Annotated in this window: 17 protein-coding genes; all 17 read right to left on the reverse strand. The window is 64.0% G+C overall.

The window, feature by feature from the left end:
• Positions 1 to 2: 2 nt before the first annotated feature.
• The 17 genes from ACO07T_RS18300 to ACO07T_RS18380 are packed head-to-tail and all read right to left on the reverse strand — an operon-like array spanning position 3 to position 23383.
• Positions 3 to 3155: a hypothetical protein gene (locus ACO07T_RS18300; RefSeq protein WP_422050565.1), complete on the reverse strand. Its 3153-nt coding sequence runs from the start codon at positions 3153 to 3155 to the stop codon at positions 3 to 5.
• A 38-nt stretch (positions 3156 to 3193) separates the two neighbouring features.
• Positions 3194 to 4099 (reverse strand): hypothetical protein, encoded by a 906-nt coding sequence (locus ACO07T_RS18305; RefSeq protein ID WP_422050566.1) that lies wholly within the window; start codon positions 4097 to 4099, stop codon positions 3194 to 3196.
• 29 nt (positions 4100 to 4128) lie between these two features.
• Positions 4129 to 8859 (reverse strand): hypothetical protein, encoded by a 4731-nt coding sequence (locus ACO07T_RS18310; protein WP_422050567.1) that lies wholly within the window; start codon positions 8857 to 8859, stop codon positions 4129 to 4131.
• Positions 8859 to 10454, reverse strand: coding sequence for a baseplate J/gp47 family protein (locus ACO07T_RS18315; protein WP_422050568.1), 1596 nt, complete (start codon positions 10452 to 10454; stop codon positions 8859 to 8861). The genes ACO07T_RS18310 and ACO07T_RS18315 overlap by 1 nt, the downstream gene beginning before the upstream one ends.
• A complete protein-coding gene (locus ACO07T_RS18320) occupies positions 10454 to 10921 on the reverse strand; it encodes a GPW/gp25 family protein (protein WP_422050569.1) in 468 nt (155 codons plus the stop codon). Before ACO07T_RS18320 ends, ACO07T_RS18315 begins: the two co-directional genes overlap by 1 nt.
• Positions 10922 to 10937: 16 nt before the next feature.
• Positions 10938 to 11270 carry a hypothetical protein gene (locus tag ACO07T_RS18325; RefSeq protein ID WP_209065468.1) on the reverse strand — a complete coding sequence of 111 codons (333 nt, stop codon included), beginning with the start codon at positions 11268 to 11270 and terminating at the stop codon, positions 10938 to 10940.
• A gap of 9 nt (positions 11271 to 11279) precedes the next feature.
• Complete coding sequence (locus ACO07T_RS18330; protein ID WP_422050570.1) at positions 11280 to 12080, reverse strand: phage baseplate assembly protein V; 801 nt, start codon at positions 12078 to 12080, stop codon at positions 11280 to 11282.
• Positions 12077 to 13090 carry a phage late control D family protein gene (locus ACO07T_RS18335; protein WP_422050571.1) on the reverse strand — a complete coding sequence of 338 codons (1014 nt, stop codon included), beginning with the start codon at positions 13088 to 13090 and terminating at the stop codon, positions 12077 to 12079. The genes ACO07T_RS18330 and ACO07T_RS18335 overlap by 4 nt, the downstream gene beginning before the upstream one ends.
• Positions 13087 to 13506 carry a hypothetical protein gene (locus ACO07T_RS18340; protein WP_422050572.1) on the reverse strand — a complete coding sequence of 140 codons (420 nt, stop codon included), beginning with the start codon at positions 13504 to 13506 and terminating at the stop codon, positions 13087 to 13089. Before ACO07T_RS18340 ends, ACO07T_RS18335 begins: the two co-directional genes overlap by 4 nt.
• A gap of 9 nt (positions 13507 to 13515) precedes the next feature.
• Positions 13516 to 17418, reverse strand: a complete 3903-nt coding sequence (locus ACO07T_RS18345) for a peptidoglycan-binding protein (protein WP_422050573.1) — start codon at positions 17416 to 17418, stop codon at positions 13516 to 13518.
• A 15-nt stretch (positions 17419 to 17433) separates the two neighbouring features.
• A complete protein-coding gene (locus tag ACO07T_RS18350) occupies positions 17434 to 17853 on the reverse strand; it encodes a hypothetical protein (protein ID WP_422050574.1) in 420 nt (139 codons plus the stop codon).
• A 17-nt stretch (positions 17854 to 17870) separates the two neighbouring features.
• The gene (locus ACO07T_RS18355) at positions 17871 to 18413 is read right to left on the reverse strand and encodes a DNA circularization N-terminal domain-containing protein (RefSeq protein ID WP_422050576.1); all 543 of its coding nucleotides are present in this window, start codon (positions 18411 to 18413) and stop codon (positions 17871 to 17873) included.
• 11 nt (positions 18414 to 18424) lie between these two features.
• Positions 18425 to 19645, reverse strand: a complete 1221-nt coding sequence (locus ACO07T_RS18360) for a hypothetical protein (RefSeq protein ID WP_422050577.1) — start codon at positions 19643 to 19645, stop codon at positions 18425 to 18427.
• A complete protein-coding gene (locus ACO07T_RS18365) occupies positions 19642 to 20103 on the reverse strand; it encodes a hypothetical protein (RefSeq protein WP_209079798.1) in 462 nt (153 codons plus the stop codon). Before ACO07T_RS18365 ends, ACO07T_RS18360 begins: the two co-directional genes overlap by 4 nt.
• A gap of 6 nt (positions 20104 to 20109) precedes the next feature.
• Positions 20110 to 20649 carry a hypothetical protein gene (locus ACO07T_RS18370; protein ID WP_209065477.1) on the reverse strand — a complete coding sequence of 180 codons (540 nt, stop codon included), beginning with the start codon at positions 20647 to 20649 and terminating at the stop codon, positions 20110 to 20112.
• Positions 20650 to 20661: 12 nt separating this feature from the next.
• Positions 20662 to 22344, reverse strand: a complete 1683-nt coding sequence (locus ACO07T_RS18375) for a phage tail sheath subtilisin-like domain-containing protein (RefSeq protein ID WP_422050578.1) — start codon at positions 22342 to 22344, stop codon at positions 20662 to 20664.
• Between the two features lie 25 nt (positions 22345 to 22369).
• Positions 22370 to 23383 (reverse strand): hypothetical protein, encoded by a 1014-nt coding sequence (locus ACO07T_RS18380; RefSeq protein WP_422050579.1) that lies wholly within the window; start codon positions 23381 to 23383, stop codon positions 22370 to 22372.
• Positions 23384 to 23391 lie beyond the last annotated feature (8 nt).

Raw genomic sequence — 23391 nt, forward strand, 5'->3', positions numbered from 1 at the left:
TATCAGCGCCGTCTGTTTGAGCCGCCCGCGGTCATTTCGCGCGCCTGAGACAGGATGTCCTCGGCAAACTCCGCAGACACATCAAGGATTTGTGCAAGCTCGGTTGCGCTGCGGCGGGCCACGGCGCGCACCGAGGTGATGCCTGCGGTTTCCAGAACCGCCGCGCGTCCTTCGCCAATGCCGTGCAGCTCGCGCGTGGGGCGGTCGGGCAAAGTGGCGGTGTTGAGGGTCAGATTTGTGGTTGGCGACAAAACCCGCGCGTGGCCCGGAAGGCTGAGAAACGCGGTGCTGCTGGCATGGGTGCGCAGGCGTGCAGTGGCGCTTTCGCGGGGCAGGCGGGCCACGCTGTCAAGGCGGGGCTGCGCGATGGTGCCGACGGGCAGCTCGGTTGGCAGACGGGTGATGAGCGTGGCGCGCGCGGGTGTGGTTTCGCCTTTGTCTTTGCAGGGCGCGCATTCGCAGATGTCCTCCGGCGCGGTATCGGCGGGGGTGGGCACACATGGGGTCTCCGGTGGCGGCGGTTGTGTGGCCACGGCGCGCGGGCGGAAGGCGACGGTGAAATCGCGCACGGTCATGCGGCCCGGCGCCTCTGAGAGGAAGGACACCGGAATGTTTTGCGGCGCTTCAAGCTCTGCTGAGGCGGCCACCAAGGTGAGGATGGCGCCTGGCCCGAGTTCTATCTCGATTTCTGCGGTGGCCGCACGTGCCGGAACTGTGCCGCGCAGGCGGGTGATCTCGGCCCCATCAGATTGGATTGATGCAGCAAGGGGCGTGTCGATCTGAGCGCCTGCGCCGTCCAGCCAGCGGGCGGCAAAAACCGCCTCTCCTTGCGATAGCTGTGCTTCGACAGCGGCGGCAAACGGCGCGTCAGCGATCACCTCAGCGGATTGGGACAGGGTCACAGAAGATCTGTCCGCTGTGATATTGGTGAAGGTGAGGCCCTCCGTGGCCAGAGCGATGCTCAGGGGCGGGTTCTCGAGGGTCAGCTCAGGAGAAAAGCGCCAGCCGCTCAGAAACTCTGTGGGGTCCACATCAAGGGCGAGCTCGCTGAAATCGCCATTGCGCAGGCCGGTTGGCCCGCCCTCAAGGGAGATGGTGTCCACAAACAGGCGCTGGTTTGCCGGGGTGCGCAGGCGAACCTCCAGTTGGTCGGCATCCTCAGGGGCGATGACATCCAGCGAGGCAGACAGGATGGTGCGCAACTGTGGGCCAGCCACGGCGGCCAGCTCCAGGCCGCTGTCAAAGGTGCCAACAAACGGGGGCGGGGTCAGCACATCGGTGCGCGAAAGGCCGCAGCCGGTTTGACGCCAGATCAGCTCGATCACCGCGCCGCGTTCAGGCGCGAAGCCGCGGAACACCGCGCGATAGGGGCAGCCGGGGGAGACTTTGACAATTTGCGACAGCGCGCGGGGGGCGCTTTCTGCGTGACCGAGGCGCAGGAGTGTGACCGAAAGCGGGCCCGCGTCGCCGGGTACAGAGAAAGATTGCAGCGCAACCGCACCGCCGCTGACACTCCAGCCCTTCGGTTCATAGAGGTCATTTCCGGAGGCGCGATCCTCAAAGCCGCCATTGGTCAGTTGCTCACCGCGAGGGCAGGTTGTGGCGCTGCGCGCTGACAGAATGCCATTGGCGGCCTCAGCAACGGAGCGGGACTCCAGCGCAAATTCCACCCGGCCAAGGGGTTGGAACCGCTCAAGAGTGAGGATGCTGCTTTCGGCTTCACGGCCGATTTCGGCCGAGACCGGGACGCGAAACACCGGCGAGGCGCGGCGGAAGCGGTGTGCGGCCATGAGCGCATCGGGCAGGCTGTCCGCGCGGGCCGGTCGCCATGACAGACCGCCGGTGTCGCTTGTCTGCAGCTCTGCGGTTGGTTCGGTCTCCGGATGGACGTGCCAGGCGATTGGCGCAGAGGTCGGCTCGACCACAAGCCAGATGCGCTCAGCGTCGGCGGGCACGGTGATGGTCTGACCCAGAGCGGTGCTGAGCCATCGTGGCCCGCCATGGGCGGAGACCCCAAAGGAACCGGTCGCGGGTTGCGAAAGAAGCGAGCTGTCGCCGGGTTTGCCGTCAAAATCCTCGCGCAGGTCGACTTTGACGTCCGCCTGTCGCGCTTGCGTGGAGAGCAGGACATCCACCGCGTCGAGAATGGTCTCACCGGTGATTGTCACCGGCTGGGCGGCGGCGGTGCCGACCGCGAGCGGCACAGACTCCGGTGGGGTGCGATCCATGGTGGGGCCAAGGCTGATTTCGCTGCCCTCAAAGGTGCCATCAATTGCGATGTGCGTGCCGGTTGGATCAATCTCCATATTGGGCGGCACGGTGATTTGCAGGAGGTCATCGCCCGCCTCAGACACGCCGTCATAGGTGTATTCCAACGTGCTTTCGCGCAGCCCATCGGGCAGGCCGCTGCGGCGCTCCTGAATCTCGTAGAGCACTTCGACAGCCAGCTGGGCGGTGGTGTCAGACTTGATGTGCAGGGGCAGAACCGCAAAGCCGCCTTCGGTTTCCGCCGCATCCAATGCGGCCTGCGCAAGGGTGGTGAGATCTGTGGTTTCGGTGACCGCGGAGAGCTCGCCGGGTAGGGCCCAGGCGGCGGGCTGTTGCCCCATGGCAAGCGTGACATTGCTGGCTACGGCGCGCAGCCACAGGGTGTTTATGATCGGTTGCGCGCCTGCTGATGTGCGGGCAATGCGCAGGCGCTGCACCGTCAGTCCCGGGAGGGGCTGCTCCCCGTCACTCAAAGTGAATGTGCCGTTTTGCGATGGCACCGTGCCATTGGCCGCAACATCGACAAACAGGCCGCCCAGATCCACCTGCAGCGTTGCCCCCGCCAAACCCGCCCCGATGAGGCGCGAAAGCGTGCGAAAGCCGCCCAGATGGATCTCCGCCCAAGGCAGGCTGCCGCCGCCGCGCACCTGAGACACAGCGGTTTCGCGACTGTCATCAGACGGGTCGCTGCCCGCGATGCTGCCATCGACCGGCGGGGCGGTAAAACTGATCTGCTCCTCGGCAGGGCCGATCCGGTTGGAGGCGGCAATCGGGGTCAGGCGCAGGCGGAAGGACGACAGCTGCGCGCCTTCGGGAAGGCTGCGCAGATAAAGGGTCTTGGTGCCACGGAAAAAACCTCTCGCCGGAAAGCGCTCGACCTGTTGCATGCGTTCATTCTCCTCGCGGTGCCAAAGGCGCGTCGCTGTCAGACCTTGAGCAGGACCATCAGGCAGACATTTGCAAGTTGCTGGTTGTCGTTGATGAAGATGCGCTCGCGAAGAACCAGCGACAGCCGGTCAAAATCATGGTGTGCAACCAAGATATTGGGCGGACGGCGCTCGCTTGAGGAATCGTCGCGTTCCAGAGGCGCCGGGTTCACGACTTTGCAGGGGATCATCTTGAGTTTCAGATCGTCCCAATCGCCTTTGGCCTTGAGGCTGCCCACGGTGCGTTCTTCGCGGCAGCAGCGCTCATACCACGGCGAGTGGCAATAATCGCTGGGATCAAACGGGTCGTTGGGCGGCGCAAACATCGCCTTCCAAAGCTCGGTTTCCAGATCACCAAGGCTGGTGTCATCGGTGTATTCCACGCCGAGATAATCGAGCATTTCGCTCACAGGGATGCTGAAGGGCGTTTCGCCACGCTCTTCGATGTCGACGGTCACGGTGCCGTTTGGCCCCTCCATCGAAATCCGTTTTTCGCTGGTGTGATAGAGAAAGAAGCGTGCTTCGCCGCGACGTTTGTCATCGTCATCGGCGCAGATCACCTCAAAGCTCTTCAGCTCATAAAGATCCACCAGCGGGCAGAGTTTGAGTTCGTGTTCGATGAGATTGGGCTCGTCAAACTCCAGCACTTTGAAGAGTTTCCGATAGCCTGTGTGTCCGGGGAATTTTTGCATGGCTTGCTCCAAAAATTTGCTGAGAAGATCCTGGGCGGAATGGCCTTCGAGCGCGTTGCTGTCTTTGGACAGGTCAACTTCGGTCAGGGCGGCGAGGGCCTCGGCGATCTGTTTGTGGATTTCGGCGCGCATCTTGGATTGCATGGCATTCATGGCTGCGGCGCTGATGATCTGACCGGGTTCAAAGGTGGTGAAAGGGTCGTTGTCCAACATCAAAATCTCCTTTTCTAACAATCAATGTCTTAGGGCGGGGTGCCGTCGCGGGTGACGGTGAGGTCGATGCCTGCCGCCTTGAGGTGCTGTAGGCCGCGCGGGCCGGGGCGATTGAAATCCTCAACCGTGCCGGTGAGTTCTGGCCCGTTCACCCGCGTGCGGGCGTTTTCAAAGCGCGCGCCGTCAAAGGTGACGATCAGGTCGTAAATCCCCGGTGCGTTGTCACAGACTGCGATGGAAATGCGGTTGCCATAGAGCCCCGGCGCGATGGCGGAAATCTCGATGAAACCGGGCAGGCCCGGATCATTGAGGAAGGTGCGGGCGGCCTGCGTTTCGGTGCCGCCGGACAGCGCAACGGGGCGGGCGAAGGGGATGTCGGTGGCTTCAAAGCCGATGGGGATCACATCCGCAGCGCGCGCCGACACAAGCGTTGATGCGGAGCCTTCGGGGGCCAGCTGTGTGGTGAAGAGCTGCGGGTCGGTGGCTGGCTCGGTGACGAGGCCGGAGATGATCTCAGGCGCGTCATCTGCCAGGGCAAAGCGGTCCTGATCAAAGCGTGCGCCAAACCGTGCGGGCATGTCGAGCGGCAGATTGATTTGCGCCCGTCCGGGCGTGTGCTGTGCCCAGCTGAGGGTGACATCGGTGGCCGTGCCGCCGTCTGCAGGGGCAAAGACCGGGGTGGATTTTGCCCGTGGATTTTCGGCGAAACGGCAGGCGTCAAAGACGCCAACCTCAAGACAGTCCCCACCGGCGAAATGGCTTTCGTCAAAATCGGCGGCGTCGTAGCGGGCGGTCAGACATTCCACAAAGACGCGCCGGTTGGTGCCCGGGGAGAGCGAGAGCGCAGCGGTTTGATCGACGGGGCGGGCAAAGACAATGGGTGTGTCCTGCGCCGTTTCATTGATGCGTCGCGGCAGGGACAGTGCGCCAAACTCTGGCCCCTGATCCAGCACCACGCCGTTGAAGACCTGCGGCGTGGCCGGCGGGATCGCGGTGATCTGCAGATCATAAAGGAGGCGGATCCGGCGCGGCAGCAAGCTGTCGCCAAGGCGTTTGGCGAAAATGGCCACGGGGTGGCCGAGGAATTCCGCGGGGTTTTCTTCGATCTGCACCTCCAGCTCTTTATCGCCATTGGTGAGCAACAGGCTGGTGCCGGAACGCTGCAACTGCCCGACAAACACGCCTTCGGGGAGCTGATCCGGCAAAGAGGGGGCGGCAGAGATCTGCACCGCTGGAGCGACATCGCGGCGGGTGATTTCGGTGAGTTCAATGACGTCTGAGCCAAAGCTGTCAGAGATCAGGATGCCGCGCCGCCCGCTGAGGCCGGGGGCCATGAAACGGGTGGAATCTTGTGGGACTTCCAGATGGGGCAGCAGGGGCAGGCCGTAGACGCGCGGGGTTGGGCTCAGCTTGGTGGAGACGTTGAGGCCGTGCGCGCCTTCTGTGATCTCAGCGGTGTCACCGGGCAAAATGGCGCCGCGAATGCGCAAGGTGCGGCCCGCGTCGATGTCGACCAAGCCGGGGGAGTCTGTGCCTTGCGGCGCGGTGAAGCGGACCCTGCCCGGCGCATCAGATGGCCCTGTATTTTCGGCAAAGAGCGCATCGCCGTGGTGCAGCGCGGTGTCGGTTTGGGTGAGCGGTTGCTCCGGGTAGTCGATCAGTTCGAAGTGGCGCAGGGGCTGCACACAAAGCGTGCTGGCTGCGGGCGCGGTCAGCAGGAGTTGGCCATCCGCACTGAGGCTGGCGGTATCTGGAAGCACCCTGTTGATCGCTTCGGTGATTTCCTCAGGGGCGGTGGCGGCGGGGGCCTCTCCGGCGAGGTCGATGTCCAGCGGCAGGGCGTCATCCAGTGCAAGGCGCAGCACGGAGCGGTCGCTGAGGTCAACACCCTGGCGCAGGTCAATACTGCCGGTGATCTGACCGGCCTGTGCCGCTGTGCCGGTGGCGCTGCGCGGGGCCTCGCCAAAAAGCGCCTGAGTGGCGTCGCCGCCGGTGGCGGCCTCCACACTCAACCGGCTTGATGCGCCAAGGGAGGGGGATGTCAGGATCAGGCGGTCCGCGCTGATCTGCGCAATGGGTGCGCCAAGGGCCGCGTTGATGGCGGCAGCGATCTCTGCCCCGGTGGTCTGCGTTGCATCGGTAGCGGCACTGGCGCAGTCGATGTCTTGTGGCGGTGTGGCGTCAAACCCAAGGCGCAGGAACCGCGCGGTGCTCAGATCAACAGGGACTGAAAGATCGGCCAGCCTTGCGATTTGGGCGGGCTGTGCCGCCTGACCGGTGTAGCTGCGCTCTGGGGAGACGCCGAGAATAGCGGCGGTGGCGTCGGGCTCGGACGGGAGCAGAATGTCGAGGCGGCTTTCTGCGCCCTTGGTTGGGGAGGTGAGCAGCAGGTGGCGCCCGTCATGGCTGGCGACGCCCGCGCCGAGCTTGAGATTGATGGCGACGACGATCTGGCCAAGGGTTGTGTTTGCGGGATCAAATCCGCGGCAGTCGATGTCCTCTGGCGGGTTGCCGTCAATCGCCAGCTTCAGGTGGGCGGCGGCCGTCAGGTCAATGCCGCCGGAGAGATCGACGGTGCCGACAAAGGCCACTTGCCGCGCGGCAGAGCCGGTGGCGGTTTGTGGGCCGGTGGCGAGCAATGTGGGTTGGGCATCGGTGGCCTGTGGGGGCTGAAGCGTGATCTGGCTTGTGGCGCCGAGGGTGGGGGAGACCAGCTCAAGGCTGGTGCCGGAGCTGCGCGCGGTGCCTGCGCCAAGCGCTGAATTTATGGCCTCAAGGACCTCATCAAGCGTGGTGTGGCGCGGGCGTGGGCCGGCGCAGTTGATGTCAACCGCGGGGGCGTCATCCAGTTGCACACGCAGAAAGCCCCCTGCGCGCAGATCGACGCCGCGGGAAAGATTGGCGGTGCCTTGCAAGGTGGCTGCGGCAGCGGGCGCGGATTGGGACAGCGCGCTGAGCGTGCCGAGCACGGACTTGGCGGCGTCCTCTGCGATGGGCACGCGGGAGACAAAATTGCGCTTGAGCGTTGTGCTGATGGGGATCAGTTCCAGCTGTCCGGCGCTGCCTTCAAGATGGCTCGTTAGGGTGAGCCTGTTGTCGGTGACACTGGCCTGTGGCGCCTGCGGCTGGCTGTTGATCGCCTGCGCGAGACCTTGGGCATCCAGAGGGGCCGCTGCGGTCTCGGATAAATCAAAGGTTTGCGGCGTGCGGCCGTCCTGGGCGAGTTGCAACAGCGGTTGCGCAGCGATGTCGATGCCTGCTGACAGGTCGAGAGCGCCCTGCAAGGTGGCGCGGGTGGCGGCAGATCCGGTGGCGATACGGTCCTCAAGGCCCAAGAGGATCTTGGCGGCGTCGCCTTCTGGCAGTTGGCCAATGCGCAGGCTGCCGGTGGGACCCGCCTCAATGCTTTTGAGGATCAGGCTGCGCCCGTTGGTGGTGGCGACATCGGCGCGCAGGGCGCTGTTGATTGCGCCTATGATTTCAGGCAGCTGCGTGTTGGTCGGGTCTGCTCCGGCGCATTCAATGTCCACGTCTTCCTTGGTCTCGATGCTGAGCAGGAGGCGGCTGTTTGCGCTGAGATCGACGCCTGCGGAGAGATCCGGCGTGCCGGTGATCTGCGCCGGTTGGGCGTCGCGGCCGGAGGCGACGGTGGCGATGGGACCAAACAGCGCCAGCCGCGCGTCCTGCGCGGCGGCGGTTTGGAAGGTGATGCCGGAGGTGGCCCCGAGCGTCGGTGAGGTGAGCGTGAGATATGTGCCGTCATGGCTTGCAACGGGGAGGCCAAGGCCGGTGTTGATCGCGGTGACAATTTCATCAAGCGAGGTGGCCTCTGCCGAAGCGCCTGCGCAGTCGATTTCAGCAAGACGGGTGCCATCCACCAAGAGGCGGATGTAGCGTTTTGTGGACAGGTCGGCCCCTGCGGAGAGGTCGATGAGCCCGGTGACCGCCGCGCCTGTAGCGTCACGGCCCGCGTAGGAACGGGGGGCTATGCCCAAAAGCTCCGGCGCGGCATCGTCGGTGGCATCATTTAATGCAATGCGGCTTGCCGGACCTGTGCTGGGGGAGGACAGTTTCAGCCGACCCTGTATCAGTGTGGCGATCTCTTGGCCCATCGCTGTGTTGATGGCGGCAATGAGCTCTTCAGGCGTGGTGACACCAGCAAGTGCGATGGCGGCAGGGGCGCCGCCGTCAATGGTGAGGTGCAAGGTGCTGGCTGTCAGGGCCAGCGGATCGGGGAGGGGCGTTTGGCCTGTGATCTGCGCCGAAGTGGCGTCGCTGCCTTGTGCAAAGGCGCGGTCAAAGCCGAATATCGCGGGGCCCGCGTCGCGGCGGCTGGCGACTTTGGTGGTGAGCAGGCCGCCGTCAGCGCGCGTCCACCACGGATCAAAGGCCGCGTCGCTGTCATCAATCTCAAGTCCTGTGAGAATGGAGGTGGCGCGCAGCAGCCCGCGCACGGTGGCGGGGCCTTCGAGAATGAGGCTGACCCAGAGTTTCAGACGTCTGCGGAACTCTTCCACATCATCGCCTTCCTGCGGGGCCAGCCCATAGAGCGCGGCGATCCTTGGCAGATCGTCAAACAGATCGCGGCCAAGATCGGCCTGTGTGCACCAATGCGCGCGCAGGATGGCGGCGAGGGTGTTCTCCGCGCCTTGCAGCTCGGCGCCATAGGTTTCGATCAGCTTTTGCAGCGGTGAATGGGCGGGCTGAGCCGCGAAGGTGCCCGGAAGCAAATCCAAAATGCGCTGCGTTTTGGTGACCATCAGGAACCGGCCTCCTGCAAGGCAATGTCGGCTGCATCCATGTCGATCACGATCCAGCCCGGTTCACCCTCAACCTCGGCTTTCACAAGGAAAGCGGCGTCTTCGATGTCTTGGTCGGTGGCCGGAGCACTGCCTTCGGCGTTCATCAGTAGGCTGCGGTCGGGGATGCGGCGTCCGGTGGGCGCGCCGGTGTTCACCTCAAAGAGCAGGGTGTTGAGCTCGGCGCGCAGGGCGGTCTCTTCTTTGGGCGCGCCGCCCACGATGAATTCGGTGAGCGCGTCAACCACGGTTTCGCTTTGCGTTGGGGTGGCGTCGGCGCGGGCGACTTGCACGTCGACAATCTGCGCGTCGTCGAGATCCTCAACCGCCTTGATCGCCTCCAGCAGCGCGCCGCCCTCAAGCGCGTCGCCCGTGGTCAGCGGCTCTGCAAAGGCCTGCACGGCGGCGATGATCTCTTCGGCCACTTTGGCCTTGCCGTCAGAGTTGAGACCGCCTGCGATTTTTGCGACAATGCGCGGGGTAACAAAAACGTAGCGCGCCACGATGGTGGCGGCGATGCCCGCGGCGCGCTGGTTGTTGACCTGTGCAGACAGACTGGCAAAGCGCTCGGGTTCGCTTTCCACAAGCAGCGCCACACGACCGGGGGCGGTGCGGCGTGCGATGGGCGCGTTGGGATCCCAATATTCGGTGAGCGTGGCAAAGCTGTCGCGCACGCTGGCGTCGAGCGCAGGCAGGGTGGCGTTGCCCAGTTTGTAGAGTTCGGCCCGCGCACGGGCGCGCAGTTCCGCATCGGTTTCAGGCGGCGCGCCAAAGACGGTTGGCTCGGTGTTTGAGACCCGCGCGATGCCCGCAAGCGGCCGCAGCTGGGTGTCGATGTCACCGGCTGCAACCTGCCCGGTCTCGCCGGGGTGATCAACGCTGGCGCGCACCGGCACATCCATGCGCGCCTGACCGCGTTGCAGGGTGCGCTGTTGGGTGGTTTCAAAGATGACCGCGCCGTTTTGGGCTGTCAGTCTGGTGCCTGAGGCGATGGTGACATCGCCCACCACCTGCGGGTCACGAAAGAAGGCCACAAGACCGGAGGCAAAATCGCCGGTTTTGCGTTTCAGACCCAGAATGGCGACCACCTGATCCAGCGCGGCGCCTTCGGCGGAATTCACAAATCCCGAGCGGTAGGTCTGATTGAGCTGTTCATAAAGCGTGGCGATTTCACGCGCGACGGCCTCTGACAAGGTGCGGGCTACGCTGCCGACATTGATGTCGGTGATCGGGGAGGAGGCACCAATGGGGCGGTAATCCACATAAAACACGCTGCCATCCACGGGGCGTGCGCCGCCGGGAAGCCACTGTACCGCGCCCAGATCGGGCTCATAGGCAAAATCGATCCCGGCCTCAAAGGTGTGATTTGTGGTCTTGTCGTCAATCTGCCCGGTCAGCATGCGGATGCCTTCGGCAGTCTGCGCCAAAGGGTAGAGATCGGATTTCACGTCAAAGATAATCGGTTCGTTGACGATGCCGCCGATGAGGCTGGTGAGGATGTCATTGGACACCTCGCCGAAATTTCGCTGAATCAGATGGATGGTGTCAGGCGTCATCAGGTTTGCTCCGTGGAAAAGAAGAACGGCACAACAAGATTGAGCGGCGTTGCGGTTTCAACGATTTTGAGCTGCATGTCGATGTCGACGCCGCCCCGGTCATCGCGGCGCTGGCGCACGTCGGCGCGCAGGATTTTCTCGACCCGCGGCTCCTGATTGATGGCGCGCAGGGCGTAGAGTTTGGCGAGGTTGCGGTTGGCCTCGGTGTTGGGCTCGCCGATCAGCTCGTGCAGGCGGGAGCCATAGGTGGGATGGCCCAGCTGGCGCAGCTCGCCCTCCGAGGTGAGCATCCGCAGCAAGAGCGCCTGTGCCATATTTTCCGCACCATCAATGGTTTCCAGATCGCGCTGGTTGGTTTCCGGTCGTACCCTTGTGGAGAGGTCGCGCCCGCGCTCACGTGTCGTCTGATCCCGCCGGTTGCGCAAGAGCAGGAGGTCCTGCCCCAAGAGAGCATTGTCCCGTGTCATATCAAGCCTCCCTGTTTCATGGCGGCCACGTGTCGGAGATGTAAGGCGCGGCTGGTGGGCCAAGGATGGTGAGCACGCCCGGCGGTGAGGGAATGAGATCCAGCATCCGCACCAGCGCTTTGCCCGCGATGCGCACGCCGGAGCTGGCGATGGGGCCGATGACAAGCGGATAGGGCACGCCGGTCAGCGAGTTGATCATGGTGCAGAGTGAGCCTGAGGTTGCGAGCGGAAGCCCTCCGGCGGTGATCAGCGGCGGGAAGATGCCCACGATCGTGCCGGTGTCCGGTGGCCCCGCAGCGCCGGGGGTCACGATGACCGCACATCCAATTGTGACCGGTGGTCCCGGCATGGTTTCCTCCTATGGGCTGAAGTTGGTGACACCCTGAATGTTGACAATCCCGCCTTTCAGCGTGGTCGGGCCGCTGCCTTCGACCTGTGTGATCGTGCCTTTGAGAGAGGCCTGCACACCGGCCTCCACCTCGGTGTTGATCTGGCCTTTGATTTTCACGTTGAGGCCTTCGATGGTGACGTCCTGCTGCGCTTTCAGATTCAATGCGCCGATGGCCTCCACGGTGGCGTCGCCGTCCTGGTTGAGCGTGATCTTGGTGCCGCCGGTGACCACGGTGACGGTGCCGCCGGATGCGCCGGTCTGATCGATGAACAGCTCTGACGGTCCGGCGGTGGCGCGCACGGTGCCGTCGGTCACGCGGATGGTGATTTTCGGATCCATCTCGATGATCAGCTCGCGCGGCGGGTTGTCCGTTTGATGGTTGCGGATCGCGGCCTTGATGGTCTGATCGTCGGCTTCGGCCAGCGGCAGGCGGAAGATCACCTCATCTGAGGTGTTGATCGGCGGGCGGTCCTCATCGTTGTAGAGGCGGCCAGTGATGATCGGCTGGTTGATGTCGCCGCGATCAAAGGCGAGCAGCACCAGATCGCCGACATTGGGGATCGCAACGGTGCCGATATGGCCGGTGGCGACCGGCACGCGGGGCAGCTCCAACCCGGTGTTTTTGAGGCGCACATCACAGCTGTAGTTGTCGCTGTCCCCGCTATCCGCATGGGGGTGCACCGCTGTCACAATGCCAAGCTCGGCAATGCGCAGGGTTTCCAGTTCGCGGCGGATGATGGCCTGCAATGTGGAGACAGTGTCGTTCATAGGCTCAGCTCCAGCGCCTGAAAGGTGAGATGGGTCAGAAAGCCTGTGGCCTTGGTGATCCGGTGGCGGACGCCGCGGATCTGGAAAGTGGCGTTTAGGTCAGGCTCAGGCATGGACTGCAGGCGAATGGTGTCGCCCAGAGTGATGGCCGGATTGCCAAGCACGGTGAGCTGCCCGCGGATGCGGCGGTTCTCAATGCGGCGCAGCAGAGCACTTGCGGCGCGCTGGGCGGTTTCACCCGTGCGCAGCGCGGCGTGTTCCAGAACACGCAAACTCCCGCTGGTGCCTGCGCTGCCTTTGCGCGGTGCAAAGTCTTTGGTGAGCCAGGCCCAGCTGTCTGCGCCCTGTGACGCGCCGGGGCTTTCGCCCCAGGCCTCAACGCGCTCAGCAGCGGCCAGAGTGCTTTCGACCTGATAGGCGATCACGTCTTCGCCGTAGTCGAGCGGGAAGAGTGTTTTGCCATTGCCGAAACCTTTGAAGATCAGCGCATTTTCTGTGTCACAATAGAGATCAAAGCCGGTCAGCTCGGAGAGGGTGACCATGTGCTGAAAGGCGCTGAGGCGGGCGTCTGCGATGTAGGTGGGGAAGATCTCGCTGGTCTCGGTGTCTGCCACCTTGACACCGGCGGCATTGGCAAGATCGCTGATCATATCGGCGGCGGTTTTGTCCCGGAAGCTGTGGTTCGCCTTGCTGCGCGAAAGGATCGCCCCCGCGCCAAAGCCGACAATGCGGGTGTGCTCAGGGCCTGCGTCGACCTCTTCGATCTCGCCAGTCATGACACGTTCAAGGCCGGTGTCTGACCCGGCAAAGCCCAGCTCGATCTCCGCTGTGTCGCCGCGTTTGGGCAGGCGCGTGCCAAGCTTGGCGAGGGTCAGTTCAAAACGATCCACCAACGGCGCCATGGCGCGCTGCACATCGATTTGGGTGACGGTGCTGGCGCGCGGCTCGCTGCCCATGTCGATGCGCTGATCGCCTAGGGTGAGCCGGTATGTGGGGGACAAGAGGCTCATGGGGCATCCTCCAGAAGCGGGCGCAGGCGGTTGCGCATCCGGTCAAGGCGCTGATGCATGGCCAGAACATCATCGGGCAGCAGCGCCTCAAGCTGGGTCTTGTCGGTGGCGCTGTCATAGATCACCAGCAGGCCATCAAGATGGGTGAGCAGTTTTGCCGCCGTTGTGCCGGTGGTTTCCGGATCGCTTTCCGCCAGCAGCTCAAGCGCGGCACCGGGGCGCAGTCTGGAGAGCATGCGCGCGTCAAAGTCGCCGCCGAGATAGGTCTGGATCAGCGCGTTGAGGTAGCGTTTGGGTTCGGCCTTGGCGCGGGCCGCGACTGCCTCATAGGCGGCGGGACCAATGCCGTCAGGCGTGAAGCCTCCGCCGACGATCAGCGCCAAATCTTCGCGAATTTTTGCAATGGGCGTGGTCATGTCGGGTCCTTAAAACGGTCCAACCAGCGTGTTGCCGGTGGTGGCGTCGGGGGCGGGGCCGGGGCCGGCCTGAGCGGGTTGGCGGGCGGTGCGGGTGCGGCGCACCCAGTTCAGGATGTTGTCGTTGTTGGGGTCAGTGTCGGGGTCGGCGCTGTGTTGGTTCTGGATGCGGCGATAGATGCGGGCATCGGGCAGCGCGATGCCGCGCGCCGCCCCAACGGCGGTGCCGGGACTGGTGTTGAAGGCAAAGAAAGCGTCGTTCACGGCCCCGTCAAAACGGTTGAAGAAGATGTGGTGCATCTCATGGCCCAAGGTGACGTCCTGCACGTCCAGAGTGTTGTCAATGAAGACAAAGAAGCGCGCGTCCAGCGTCAGGTTTGCACCGGGAGGATTGGGGATGGGGGCGCGGTTGGCCACGGTGGCGTAGGCGTTTGATCCGGCGACGCTGGTGAAGACCACGGTGAGCGTGTTGTCGGGTGTGATCGGGATCAAATCGCGCAGCGCGGCTTGCTCAAAGGCGTTGTTGGCCTGCCCGCCGTAGTCGCCGCCCCCATCCAGCGCGGCGGCGGGGATAGCGCGATCCACGGTGGCCTGCGCGTCGATTTGCACACCCACAGCGTTCCAGCGCCGGTTGGCCTCGGCAAACTGATCGGCGATGCGTTGATCGGTCACCGGCGCATAGGTGGCGGAGGTGTAGCGGATCACGCGCACAGAAATGCGGCGGCGTTCATCGGGGTTGCGCGGGAAGACCGGCAGGGTGATGCCAAGGCGGGTGCCCGGCTGCGCGGCGGGGCTGTATTCGGTGCGCACAAAGCCGTCGATGCGCGCGCGGCGCAGGCGGTGATCGCTTTGTCCGCGGTTGCGCGGCTCCGCCAGTCCGGGCTGCGCGGGAAGGCCGCTGGGAACTGCGACGGCGGCGTCGGTGTCATCGGTCACAAGCATGACGCCGTTGGAGATGAAATGCCCGCTGCCCGCTGCGGTTTCCGGCAGGGTGAGTTCTTGTGAGGCGGGGGCGTCGTCATCGGTGGCCTGATCCGCCAGCAGGCTGCGCCAGGTGACGGTGATCGGGCCAGCGCCTGCTCCGGCGTCGCGGACGCGGTAGTGCAGGCGCCGCTCATCTGCGGCGATGATATCAGCGACAAATTCCCCTGCGCCATTATAGGCCTGATCCCAGACCCCGAAGCGCGTCGCGGTGACGGCGGCGGTGGCGGGCAGATCGTCGGGGGCGGCGTCGAGGCGCACCATGGTCATCGGGGCGCGGTCGCCATCGGGCTCGCCGCCTGACAGCCCGAGCATGAAGCCGCTGTCGCGCACAGCGGCGCTGTGATCCAGACCTTCTGCAAAAAGCGTAAGGCCGGTGGCGGGGATGCTGGCCACGGGGATCACATGCGGATTGGCCAGCGCCGCCTGACCTGTCGTGGGTTGTTCGCTGGCAAAGAGCACAGCGCGCGGGCCGATGGGGGCCAGCGCCAGATCTCCGGTGAAATCCGCTGGCTCCGGTGGCTGGACACGCAAAAGCGTGCGTTCGTGGCTGAAGGTCGGATCCGCAACCTGCGTGAACCGACCGATGGTGATCCGGTCTGCTGCGCTCATTTCCGGGGCGTCGCCGCCGCCGACGGGGCGGGAAAGGGCCACATCCAGAGTGAGGCGCACCACCGTCATCTGATGGGAAACCGACAGACCGGGGGTGCCGCCCAAGGTGAGTTGCAGAGTGGCCGTAACGTCCCCAGCCGTTGCGCTGGGGTTGGGGCCGCCTTCGCAAAACAGGGTGACACCGGCGGTGAGCTGATCTGAAGTGAAGACATTGTCAGTGTCGTCAAAACTGAGCTCGGTGCCGCCTGCGGCCGCATCAAAGACACGCAGGCGATCTGTGCCGTTGGTCAGCGTCAGTGTGCCTGTGCCCGCAAACGCCTGATTTGCGCCCAGCGTCAGAGGCGCGCGCGCGGGCGTGGTGTGGGCGCGGGTGACAACCACAGCGTCCGGTCCGGTGAGCGTGGGGCGGGTGTCCGCCACGCTGCGGTCGGTGATGACCACATCAAACCGGTCCTGCGGCCCGGCAAGCCGTTTGCAAACCACCGGACCTTTGGCCTCTGTGATCGGCGCACCGGAGGGGCGGGCAATCACGTCGGCCTCCAGCTCCAGAATGAAAATGCCCGGTGTCTTCAGCGGGGCGTCATAAGAGAAGCTGCCATCAGGCGCGGGTGTTTTGGTTTTGGGCGTACCGGCGCGGGCGCTGCCTGAGGTTTCTTTGCGCTCGCCAGCCATGTACTCGCCATCAGGGGCGGTGATGAAATAGGTGCCGGTGTAGGGCGTGCCGTCTTCAAAGCGGATGGAGCCTTGTACCTTGAACTGGGGCGTCGGCTCAATCGGTTCGCGGGTGAAGGCGGGGCCGCGCGGCAAGGTGCCGGGGCAGGTTTCATGGCGTTTGCTTTTCACATTGGGGGCGACAAAGCAGCTGCGGGCGGAGCCGCTGCTTTCATTCAGGCACCAGTCGCTGCCAACCGCGCCGGGCGCGGGGAGCGCAAATGTGACCGGCGTGTCGATGTCGGCGGGGAGCTCGGTGGCGCGGGTGAACAGCACCTCGGTGCGCCGGTTGGGGCGCCATGCGAAGGTCTCGTTGCGCAGCGGGTCAAGCTCTCCGCAGCCAAGCCATTTCAGCCCTTCCCCGGGGCAGTTGGGCAGGAGGCGGTCGTCCGGCACAGACAGGGCTTCGGCAGCAAGATAGGCGTCGATCAGGAGAGGCCATGTCGCGCCGTTCATGGTGCCGGTCTCGGGCAGGCCGTTGGCCGCTTGGAACCGGCGCACGGCGGCATCTGTCATCGGGCCGTGATCGCCGTCGATCTGGCCGTTGTAAAAATCCCGGTCCTGCAGCATCTGCTGGTATTCGCGCGCGCCCCAATTGTCGTGCAGATTGGTGGTGCGGGCCTGTCGCAGCTCATTCCACTCGGCAACGGCGCCTACTGGATCATTGCCATAGCGCAGGGCGGCAAAAACGCTGCGCGCGCGCCGTTCTGAGAGCGCCTGATTGTAGTCGTTTGTGCCGACCAGATCGGTGTGGCCCACCACCAGCATTTTCTCGTCTGGATGGGCGCTGGCGTGATCGGCGACCTGTTTCAGGACCTGCTTGAGGCAAGGCTCGACAAAGGCGCTGTCAAACCGGAAATGCACGAGGAACCGTTTGGCGATGGCGGCGGCGTCGCGCAGGACAATGGTGACCTCGGTGGTGGCGCCTGCGCGCACGGTGGCTGTTGCCGATCCGCTGAGATCGCCGCCATCCGCCGCTGCGCCTGTCGCTGTGGCGCGCAGGGAGAATTCTCCGGCGGGGAAGGGATCTTCGGTCCAGCGGGTGTCTGCTTGACCGGAGAGGGCGGTTTCGGGGAAATCGCTGCCGTCTTGCAAGGTGCCTGCGGCCAGTACGGTGGTGTTTTTAGCGGCAAAGGCGGGATCACCCTCTTTGATGACATTCACCACCAGCACGCCTTCATCCTCTGTGACCTCAGGTGGCTCGGGCGGTTCCGGTGGCTCTTGCGGATCGGGGGCTGGCGCTGGGGTGCATTCGCGCAACAGCAGGCGGTATTCAAAAGCGTCAGGCAGTCCTGCGTGTTCGCTGATTTCAAAATGCTCGATCAGCACATCATCCAGCGTGGTTGCGGTGACAATATCGGCGGCAAAGGTCAGCGGCGCGGCGGCGCGATAGGCGTCACGCAGTTTGGTGAGACCTTCGCGGGCGTCCGGGCCGCTTTGCACGCCGGTGAGTTCAATGGCGGTGCCAGCGCGCCCAAGCCTTTGAAAGAAATCACCTTCCAGTGCGGGGATGTCGTGCCGTGTCAAAATCTGATCTTCGTCCACCTGCACAAGCTGGACCTGTGCAAGTTCAATCTCGCCAAGCATGGGACGGATTGGACGGTTCACGACAGCCTCCCCGGATTATGCGTTTTTCAGCGCGTTGAGATGGCCGACGATGGCGTCGATCAGGGACAGAATTTCGCCTTTCACCTCGTCAATGGAGGGCAGGCCACCGACCACATCGGCCACATCTGTGATGGCGTCAAAATCATCAGCGTTGTCCGGCAGCAGGGCTTTGGCGGAATTGACAAAACCTTTGACCTGATCGGTGAATTCCGCCGCTTCGGCGAGACCGGGGATGGCTGCGACGTCGAGTTTCTCAACCTCGGATTTGAGCAGGTTCATCAGCTCGATCAGCTTGTTGAGCAGATTGTCGATCTGATCAGGAATGATGGCGCGCAGGGCGGCCACGGCGGGCTGGATCACGCCTACCTTGTCATCGAGAAAATCCTTGAAATCTTGCAGGACCTCTTTGAGGTCTTCGAAGAGATTGTCGGCCATGGCATCGATCTCCTTTGTCAGGCGTTGGAGGTGTTGTTGAGGGCTTGCAGGCGGGTCAGCAGACCGGTGAGCGGCTCCACAAAGCGCTCAAGCCCGGTGTCAAATTCCGGCAGCAGATCGAGACCGTCGATCAGGTCGTCAGTGAGGCTTTGCGCTTCGCTGAGGATGTCATTGTCCAGAAGGTCCACGGTCTCCGGTTCCACCGGCTCCTGATACTCGCGCAGCACCAGCGCATAGGCGTAACGGTCGGGTTTTCCCGCCACTTCGCGCAGGCGGAAATCGTCGATCAGGACGTTTTCGATCTCCGCATCCGCAACGATGTCGGAGATGAAGCTCACAGGTGCGCCAGCGTCGAAGGTTGCGGTGAGTTTCTCAAGGGTGTCTTTCGCATCGAGCCCGCTTGCCACACCGGCCACAAGGATCGAGGTCGCGTGGCGGCCCATGTTCTGACAATAGCTGCCGTCCATCCCCGGGGCGCGGTGTTCGGCAAGGGCGCGGATGTCGCGCAACTTCAGGGTCTGAACCTGTGGGAGCGGGATATCATCAAGCATCGGGCGCATGGGCGGGTTCCTCACACATCAATGCCGTGGCGGCGGGCTTCGTCCCGAAGGATGAGCGCCAGCGCGTCGGTCAACGCCTCGCGGTCAAAGCCTGCGGTGGCGCGTGGCTTGGAGCGGTCTGGCAGTTCGGTCTGCGGCTCATCGGTGACGGCCTCTTGAAAGCGGGTGAGATGGGCGCGGTCTGACGGCGGCAGAATTTCGGCAAATGGCGGATCAAGATCGGGCTGCGCGGGGAGCGGTACAGGGGTTGCGTGTGGCGGGCGGGACAGGGTTTCGCGCTCCAGCGGGTCTGCGCCATGGGCCGGTTCGCGGTGAAGCTGTACCGGATCGGGGCTGTTTGAAGCGCGTGGGGGCGGAGAGAGCGGCGCGGCATTGGCAGGCTTGGGCTGCGTTGTGGATTGGGCAAAGGCGGATGGAGAATGTTTTCCTGCAGGCTTTGGGGCTTGCGCGCTTTGGGGATCTTTTGGGGCGCGCTGTGGAGGCGTCGCGGTGTCGCTTTGCGCGGCTTTTGACCGCAGCAGGTCGCGCGATGTGAGCGCGCTGAGGGTAGCTTTGGATACCTGCGGCCCGGAGAGCTGGGATTGCCAAGGTGTTTTGGGCGGTTGCTCGGATGAGAGCGGGAGGGCGCGCGGGTGTTTTGGCTGAGCTGTGTGGGTGCGGGGAGCAAGCTTTTGCGCCGTTGTCTTTGCCCAAAGGTAGCTCAACGCGGTGGGCAGAGGGCTGGCAGGCTTTGCTGTAAGGGGCTGCGCCGCAGGTTTGGCGCGCGGAGTGGCTGGGCCTTTGCCAAGATCTTCGGGGTCGGTGCCTGCATGCAGCCTAAGCGGGCCGCCGGAGAGGCGTGTTGGCAGTGTCTTGGCGGTTTCACAGCGGTGCGCCTCAGGTCTGGGGCGGCTGTCCGCTGGCGGGTGATACCATGCTGGGGCCTGGCGTTTCTGCTTTGCCGCTAACTTCTGCGCCGGGGTTTGCTTGTAAGATGGCGTTTCCTTGGCAGCAGGTTTGCGCTCCGGTTCTGAGGCTTCCCAACGGGTCAAGCTGCGCTCCATGGCCTTGCGATCAGAGAGCTCGGCGCAGGTTGAGAGCCATTTGAGGTCCGCGCCCGATGCCGACACGCGGCGCGCGGTGACCTGCATCTTGCGCACGCGCTGAGGCGCGAGTTGGGGCACTGATCCAGCGGCGGTCAAGGCGGCTTGGCGCAGGCGTTGGGGGGCAGCGGAGGCGAAGGCGCGGGTCATGCTTCTGCCGCCTCCCGCCGTCCCATTTCAAGATAGAGCAGGATTTGCCCGATGGTGAGGCCACTGACCTCTTCGGGTGTCCAGCCAAATTCGCGGGCCAGAACAAAGCAGGCTTTGGCCAAGGGCGCCTGCACCATTTCCTCCAGCGCGTCGCGGGGCAGATCAATGCCGCTGATGCGGTTGACCTCCTCCACCAGATGGCGGGCCAGCCCCGCCGGAAGCTGACGCACCTCATCCAGGGACAAAGCGGGTGCCACCAGCGCCTGCTGGATCATCAGCGCGGCGGAGAGGTTTTCATCCTCCTTGGCGGCGCGGGCGATCAGTTGCAGGTCTTTCACCGAAAGGGGGCGCAGCTCCACCTGCTGCTCCCCGCCCTCGCCTTTGATCAGATCGGCAGGGAGATCATGCAGATGTGTGGCCGAAGCCCCGGCCAGAAGCGCTTCGCTGGTGAGCGTCATGGCAGATTACTCCTGATCCACGAAGGCCGGGCCAGCCGAGACGCCGCTGTCATCGTCAAAGTCGGCGATGTCGATGCTCTTGGCGCGGAAGCTGACTTTCTCCATGACGATGTCGTCTTCGGGCAGGGCAAAGGACCAGGTCTGGAATTTCACGCCATTCAGGGTGAGCCGCGCCTGTCCTTCGACTGCAGGGTCGTTTAGCTGCAGCGTCATGTTGAATTCGGGCTGAAAGGTGCGGGCGTTGTTGTCCAGAAAGGATTTGCGCCCCATCAGCAGGCCGAGCAGCGCGCCGTTGATATAGGCGCGGTCGCATTCGCCACAGATGTTGATGTTGCCCTCATGAAGCGAGGTCACATGGCGAAAGCCGATTTCGTGAAAAGAACGCAAGTCGGTGTCGACGGTGAATTTGACGCCGGTCACCCGGCCCACAGCGGTTGCGATTTCATAGCGCGCGATGATCGACTCGGCGTCGACGCCCGGCGGGGTGTCCAGCGGCGCAAGGGTGAGCGTGGCATCCGCCCCCGTAAAAACATTGGTGTTGGCCATTTATCTGGTCTCCTATTCGAGGAACATCGTGACTTTGATGAAGTCGATGCTGAACGTGGGGCGCAGGACGATGGTGACGCGGGCGATGCCGCGGATTTCGTCGTCGCGGGTGGCGGACACGTCGAGCTCGTAGCTCACCAGCTCTTCGTCCAGCACCATCTCTGCGAGGAAGGAATTGATCGTGGAGCGCATGGCTTCGCGGACACGTTCATTGTTCAGCAGACCGATGTAGGGGTTGGCCGCCGAGCGCACGCCGATTTTGGCTTTGTCCACGATGCGCCGGGTGGTGATCTGATGCCAGGCGGTGTTAGTGGAGGTCGTGATGCCTTTCACAGTGCGGAAGCCCAGGCGGCTTTCCAGCGCAAGCACGCGGTTTTGCACCATCTGGCGCAGTTCAGCTTGGGTGAAGACATCTTCCAGACCTGCGACATTCAGCACCTTATTGGTGAGGCTGCGGTTGACCGGCGCGCCGGAGATCATCCCGGCAACGCAGGCCGCCGCATAGCCGCCGGAAAGGGTCACCGCGTCTCCGGTCACCACATCAGACACGGTGACACCGGGCGCGACAAAGACGATGCGATCTGAGTTCAGCGTGTGATCCAGGATGTCATTGAGGGAGGCCCCCGGCGCGGAGCCGATCACCCCGATACGCTCACGTTTGTTGGCATCAGAGCTGGCTGCGGCCACATGGGCGGAAAGGTCCGCCCCGATGGTGCCGGAGTTGTCCTGCCCGGCGGCGACAATGATGAAGGCGGGTTCGTTGGCCAGCTGTTCAAAGCCGTCAGTGTAGTTGCCACCTGTGGCCCCATCGGTGCCAGTGGTGTTGGTGCCAGCGCCAAAGGTTTCAAAGGTGAAGGCATCGGCAAAGGTGGTGGGCGTCTCCGCTGCGTTTGCGAGCGCGGTGCCGTCCACAAGATCCGAGCCGCCGGTGGCCTGATTGACCAGATCGACGAGATGCGCGCCGCTTGCGGCGGTAAAGACCTCTTCCAAAGCCTCGGTGCGCAGGGTGATCTTAGCGCTGTCGGCCGCTGGGACAACATAGGTGACTGTCACGGTGTCGCCGACGGCGGGGGCTTCGCCTGCGGCAAAGACCAGAGCGCCGCTTGCGGGGTCAATTTCCACTTGGCCTGCTGCCGGGGTGCCGGTGGCTCCGTGGACAACGGCGGGCGTGGTGGGCGTTGAGGCACCTGCCGCGAGGACAGACACTCTGTTGCGCACGCTTTGGGCAATGGTGGTGTGGGCGAGTTGCAAACCAACCGCGCCGGTACCTGCGATTTCTTCCCCACTCACAACCGCGCTTTCCTCTGCGGCGGTGATGTTGATTTCCATGGTGTTGGCCCAGGAGCCGGGGGTCGCGGCGGTCAGGCGGCAGCAGTCTCCGCCCGCTGAGGCGATGAGAAAATCTGCGGCTGCAGTCGCGCCTGCAATGCGCACGGCCCAGATGTCGCGCGCGCCGTGGTCATAGGCGAGATCAATGGCGCGGATCAGCGTGAGCTCCTGCCCGGGCGTCACGATTTCATCGGCGTCGCCGAACACCTCGCGGGCGGCTGCGGGGGAGCCAATGAGCACCGGCGTGTTGACCGGCCCTTTGTTGGCTGTCCCGACCATTCCGATGGCGCTGATGGATACAACGCCCGGAGTGATCAGGCCTTCTGGGCGGACGGCAATCGACACGCCGGGTAAGATCTGTTCCATGGCTTACTCCTGATTTGACCGGCTCCTAACGACCGGCTCGAAGGTGATCCGCCTGCAGGCGGAGGTAGAGTACGGCCGGGGCTGCGAAGGCCGGCGCGTCATGACGGATGGCAAGAAAATCGCGGCCCGAGCGCAGGGTGACGGGTGTGTCAAAGCGGCGCGAGTGGGGCACATAGAGATCGCGGATGAGGTTGGTGTCCCAGTCGCCAAGCTCAAAAGGCGCACCGGCAGGCCCCAGTGCGGCGAGGAACGCGGCTGTGCTGGGCAAGGTGACAATGGCCTGCAATTGCGGGTTGGAACCGTCGGCGATGGCGCTGAGAAAACTGTCGAGCGTGGCATGCAGAACCGGCGCGCCGGTGGCGCCGGACACCCCGCGTTCGAGCGTGACGGCGCCGCCTGGAATGCCGTTGAGAAAGGCCATGGCGTCCAGCCCACTGAGGCGCAGGGCGCGTGGCCCGCCGTTTGGCCGCAGGATCAGAGAGGGCGCGCGCTCATTGTCCCAGCGCTGCATTGCGCCGGAAAGGATCTCAAGGCTGCTGTTGGGCCCGTCGCGTTCCTCCAGATCGGTACGGTTGGGAATGCGCACGATGAAGCTGTCTGCGTCATCTGAATCCCGGGCGCGGTATTCATAGAGGAAAGGCAGCTCCGCCGTGCGCCGCCATGCGTTGAGTGCAGAGACATGTTCCGCTGGTGCGCTGTCGCCAAGCGCGAGGCGCAGAAACCCCATGCTGCGCAGGCTCGCGGCGGCCCCCAGAACATTGGCCTGCACCGCATCAATGGAGGTGTTCACGGCATCGGGGGTGGTGTCCCAGAGTTCAAACCGCGCCACCCCGTCCAGCTGAATCCCGCGCAGGGCAGAGACGGTGACACCAAAGCGCGTGTCTGACCCACGGCGATCGCCAAGGCCGACCCCGCGCCGCTTGGCTTCAAAAATCTGGACGGTGTTGTTGGGAAGACCACCCGGTGCGACGGGCAGAAACGGGCTCAAATGGACGTTGAGCACTTCGTTGATGGCGTCATCAAGTGGCAGCGGCGGCATATGCCCGC

Origin of the sequence: Shimia sp. (assembly GCF_965227725.1) — a bacterium.
Lineage (GTDB): Bacteria > Pseudomonadota > Alphaproteobacteria > Rhodobacterales > Rhodobacteraceae > Shimia.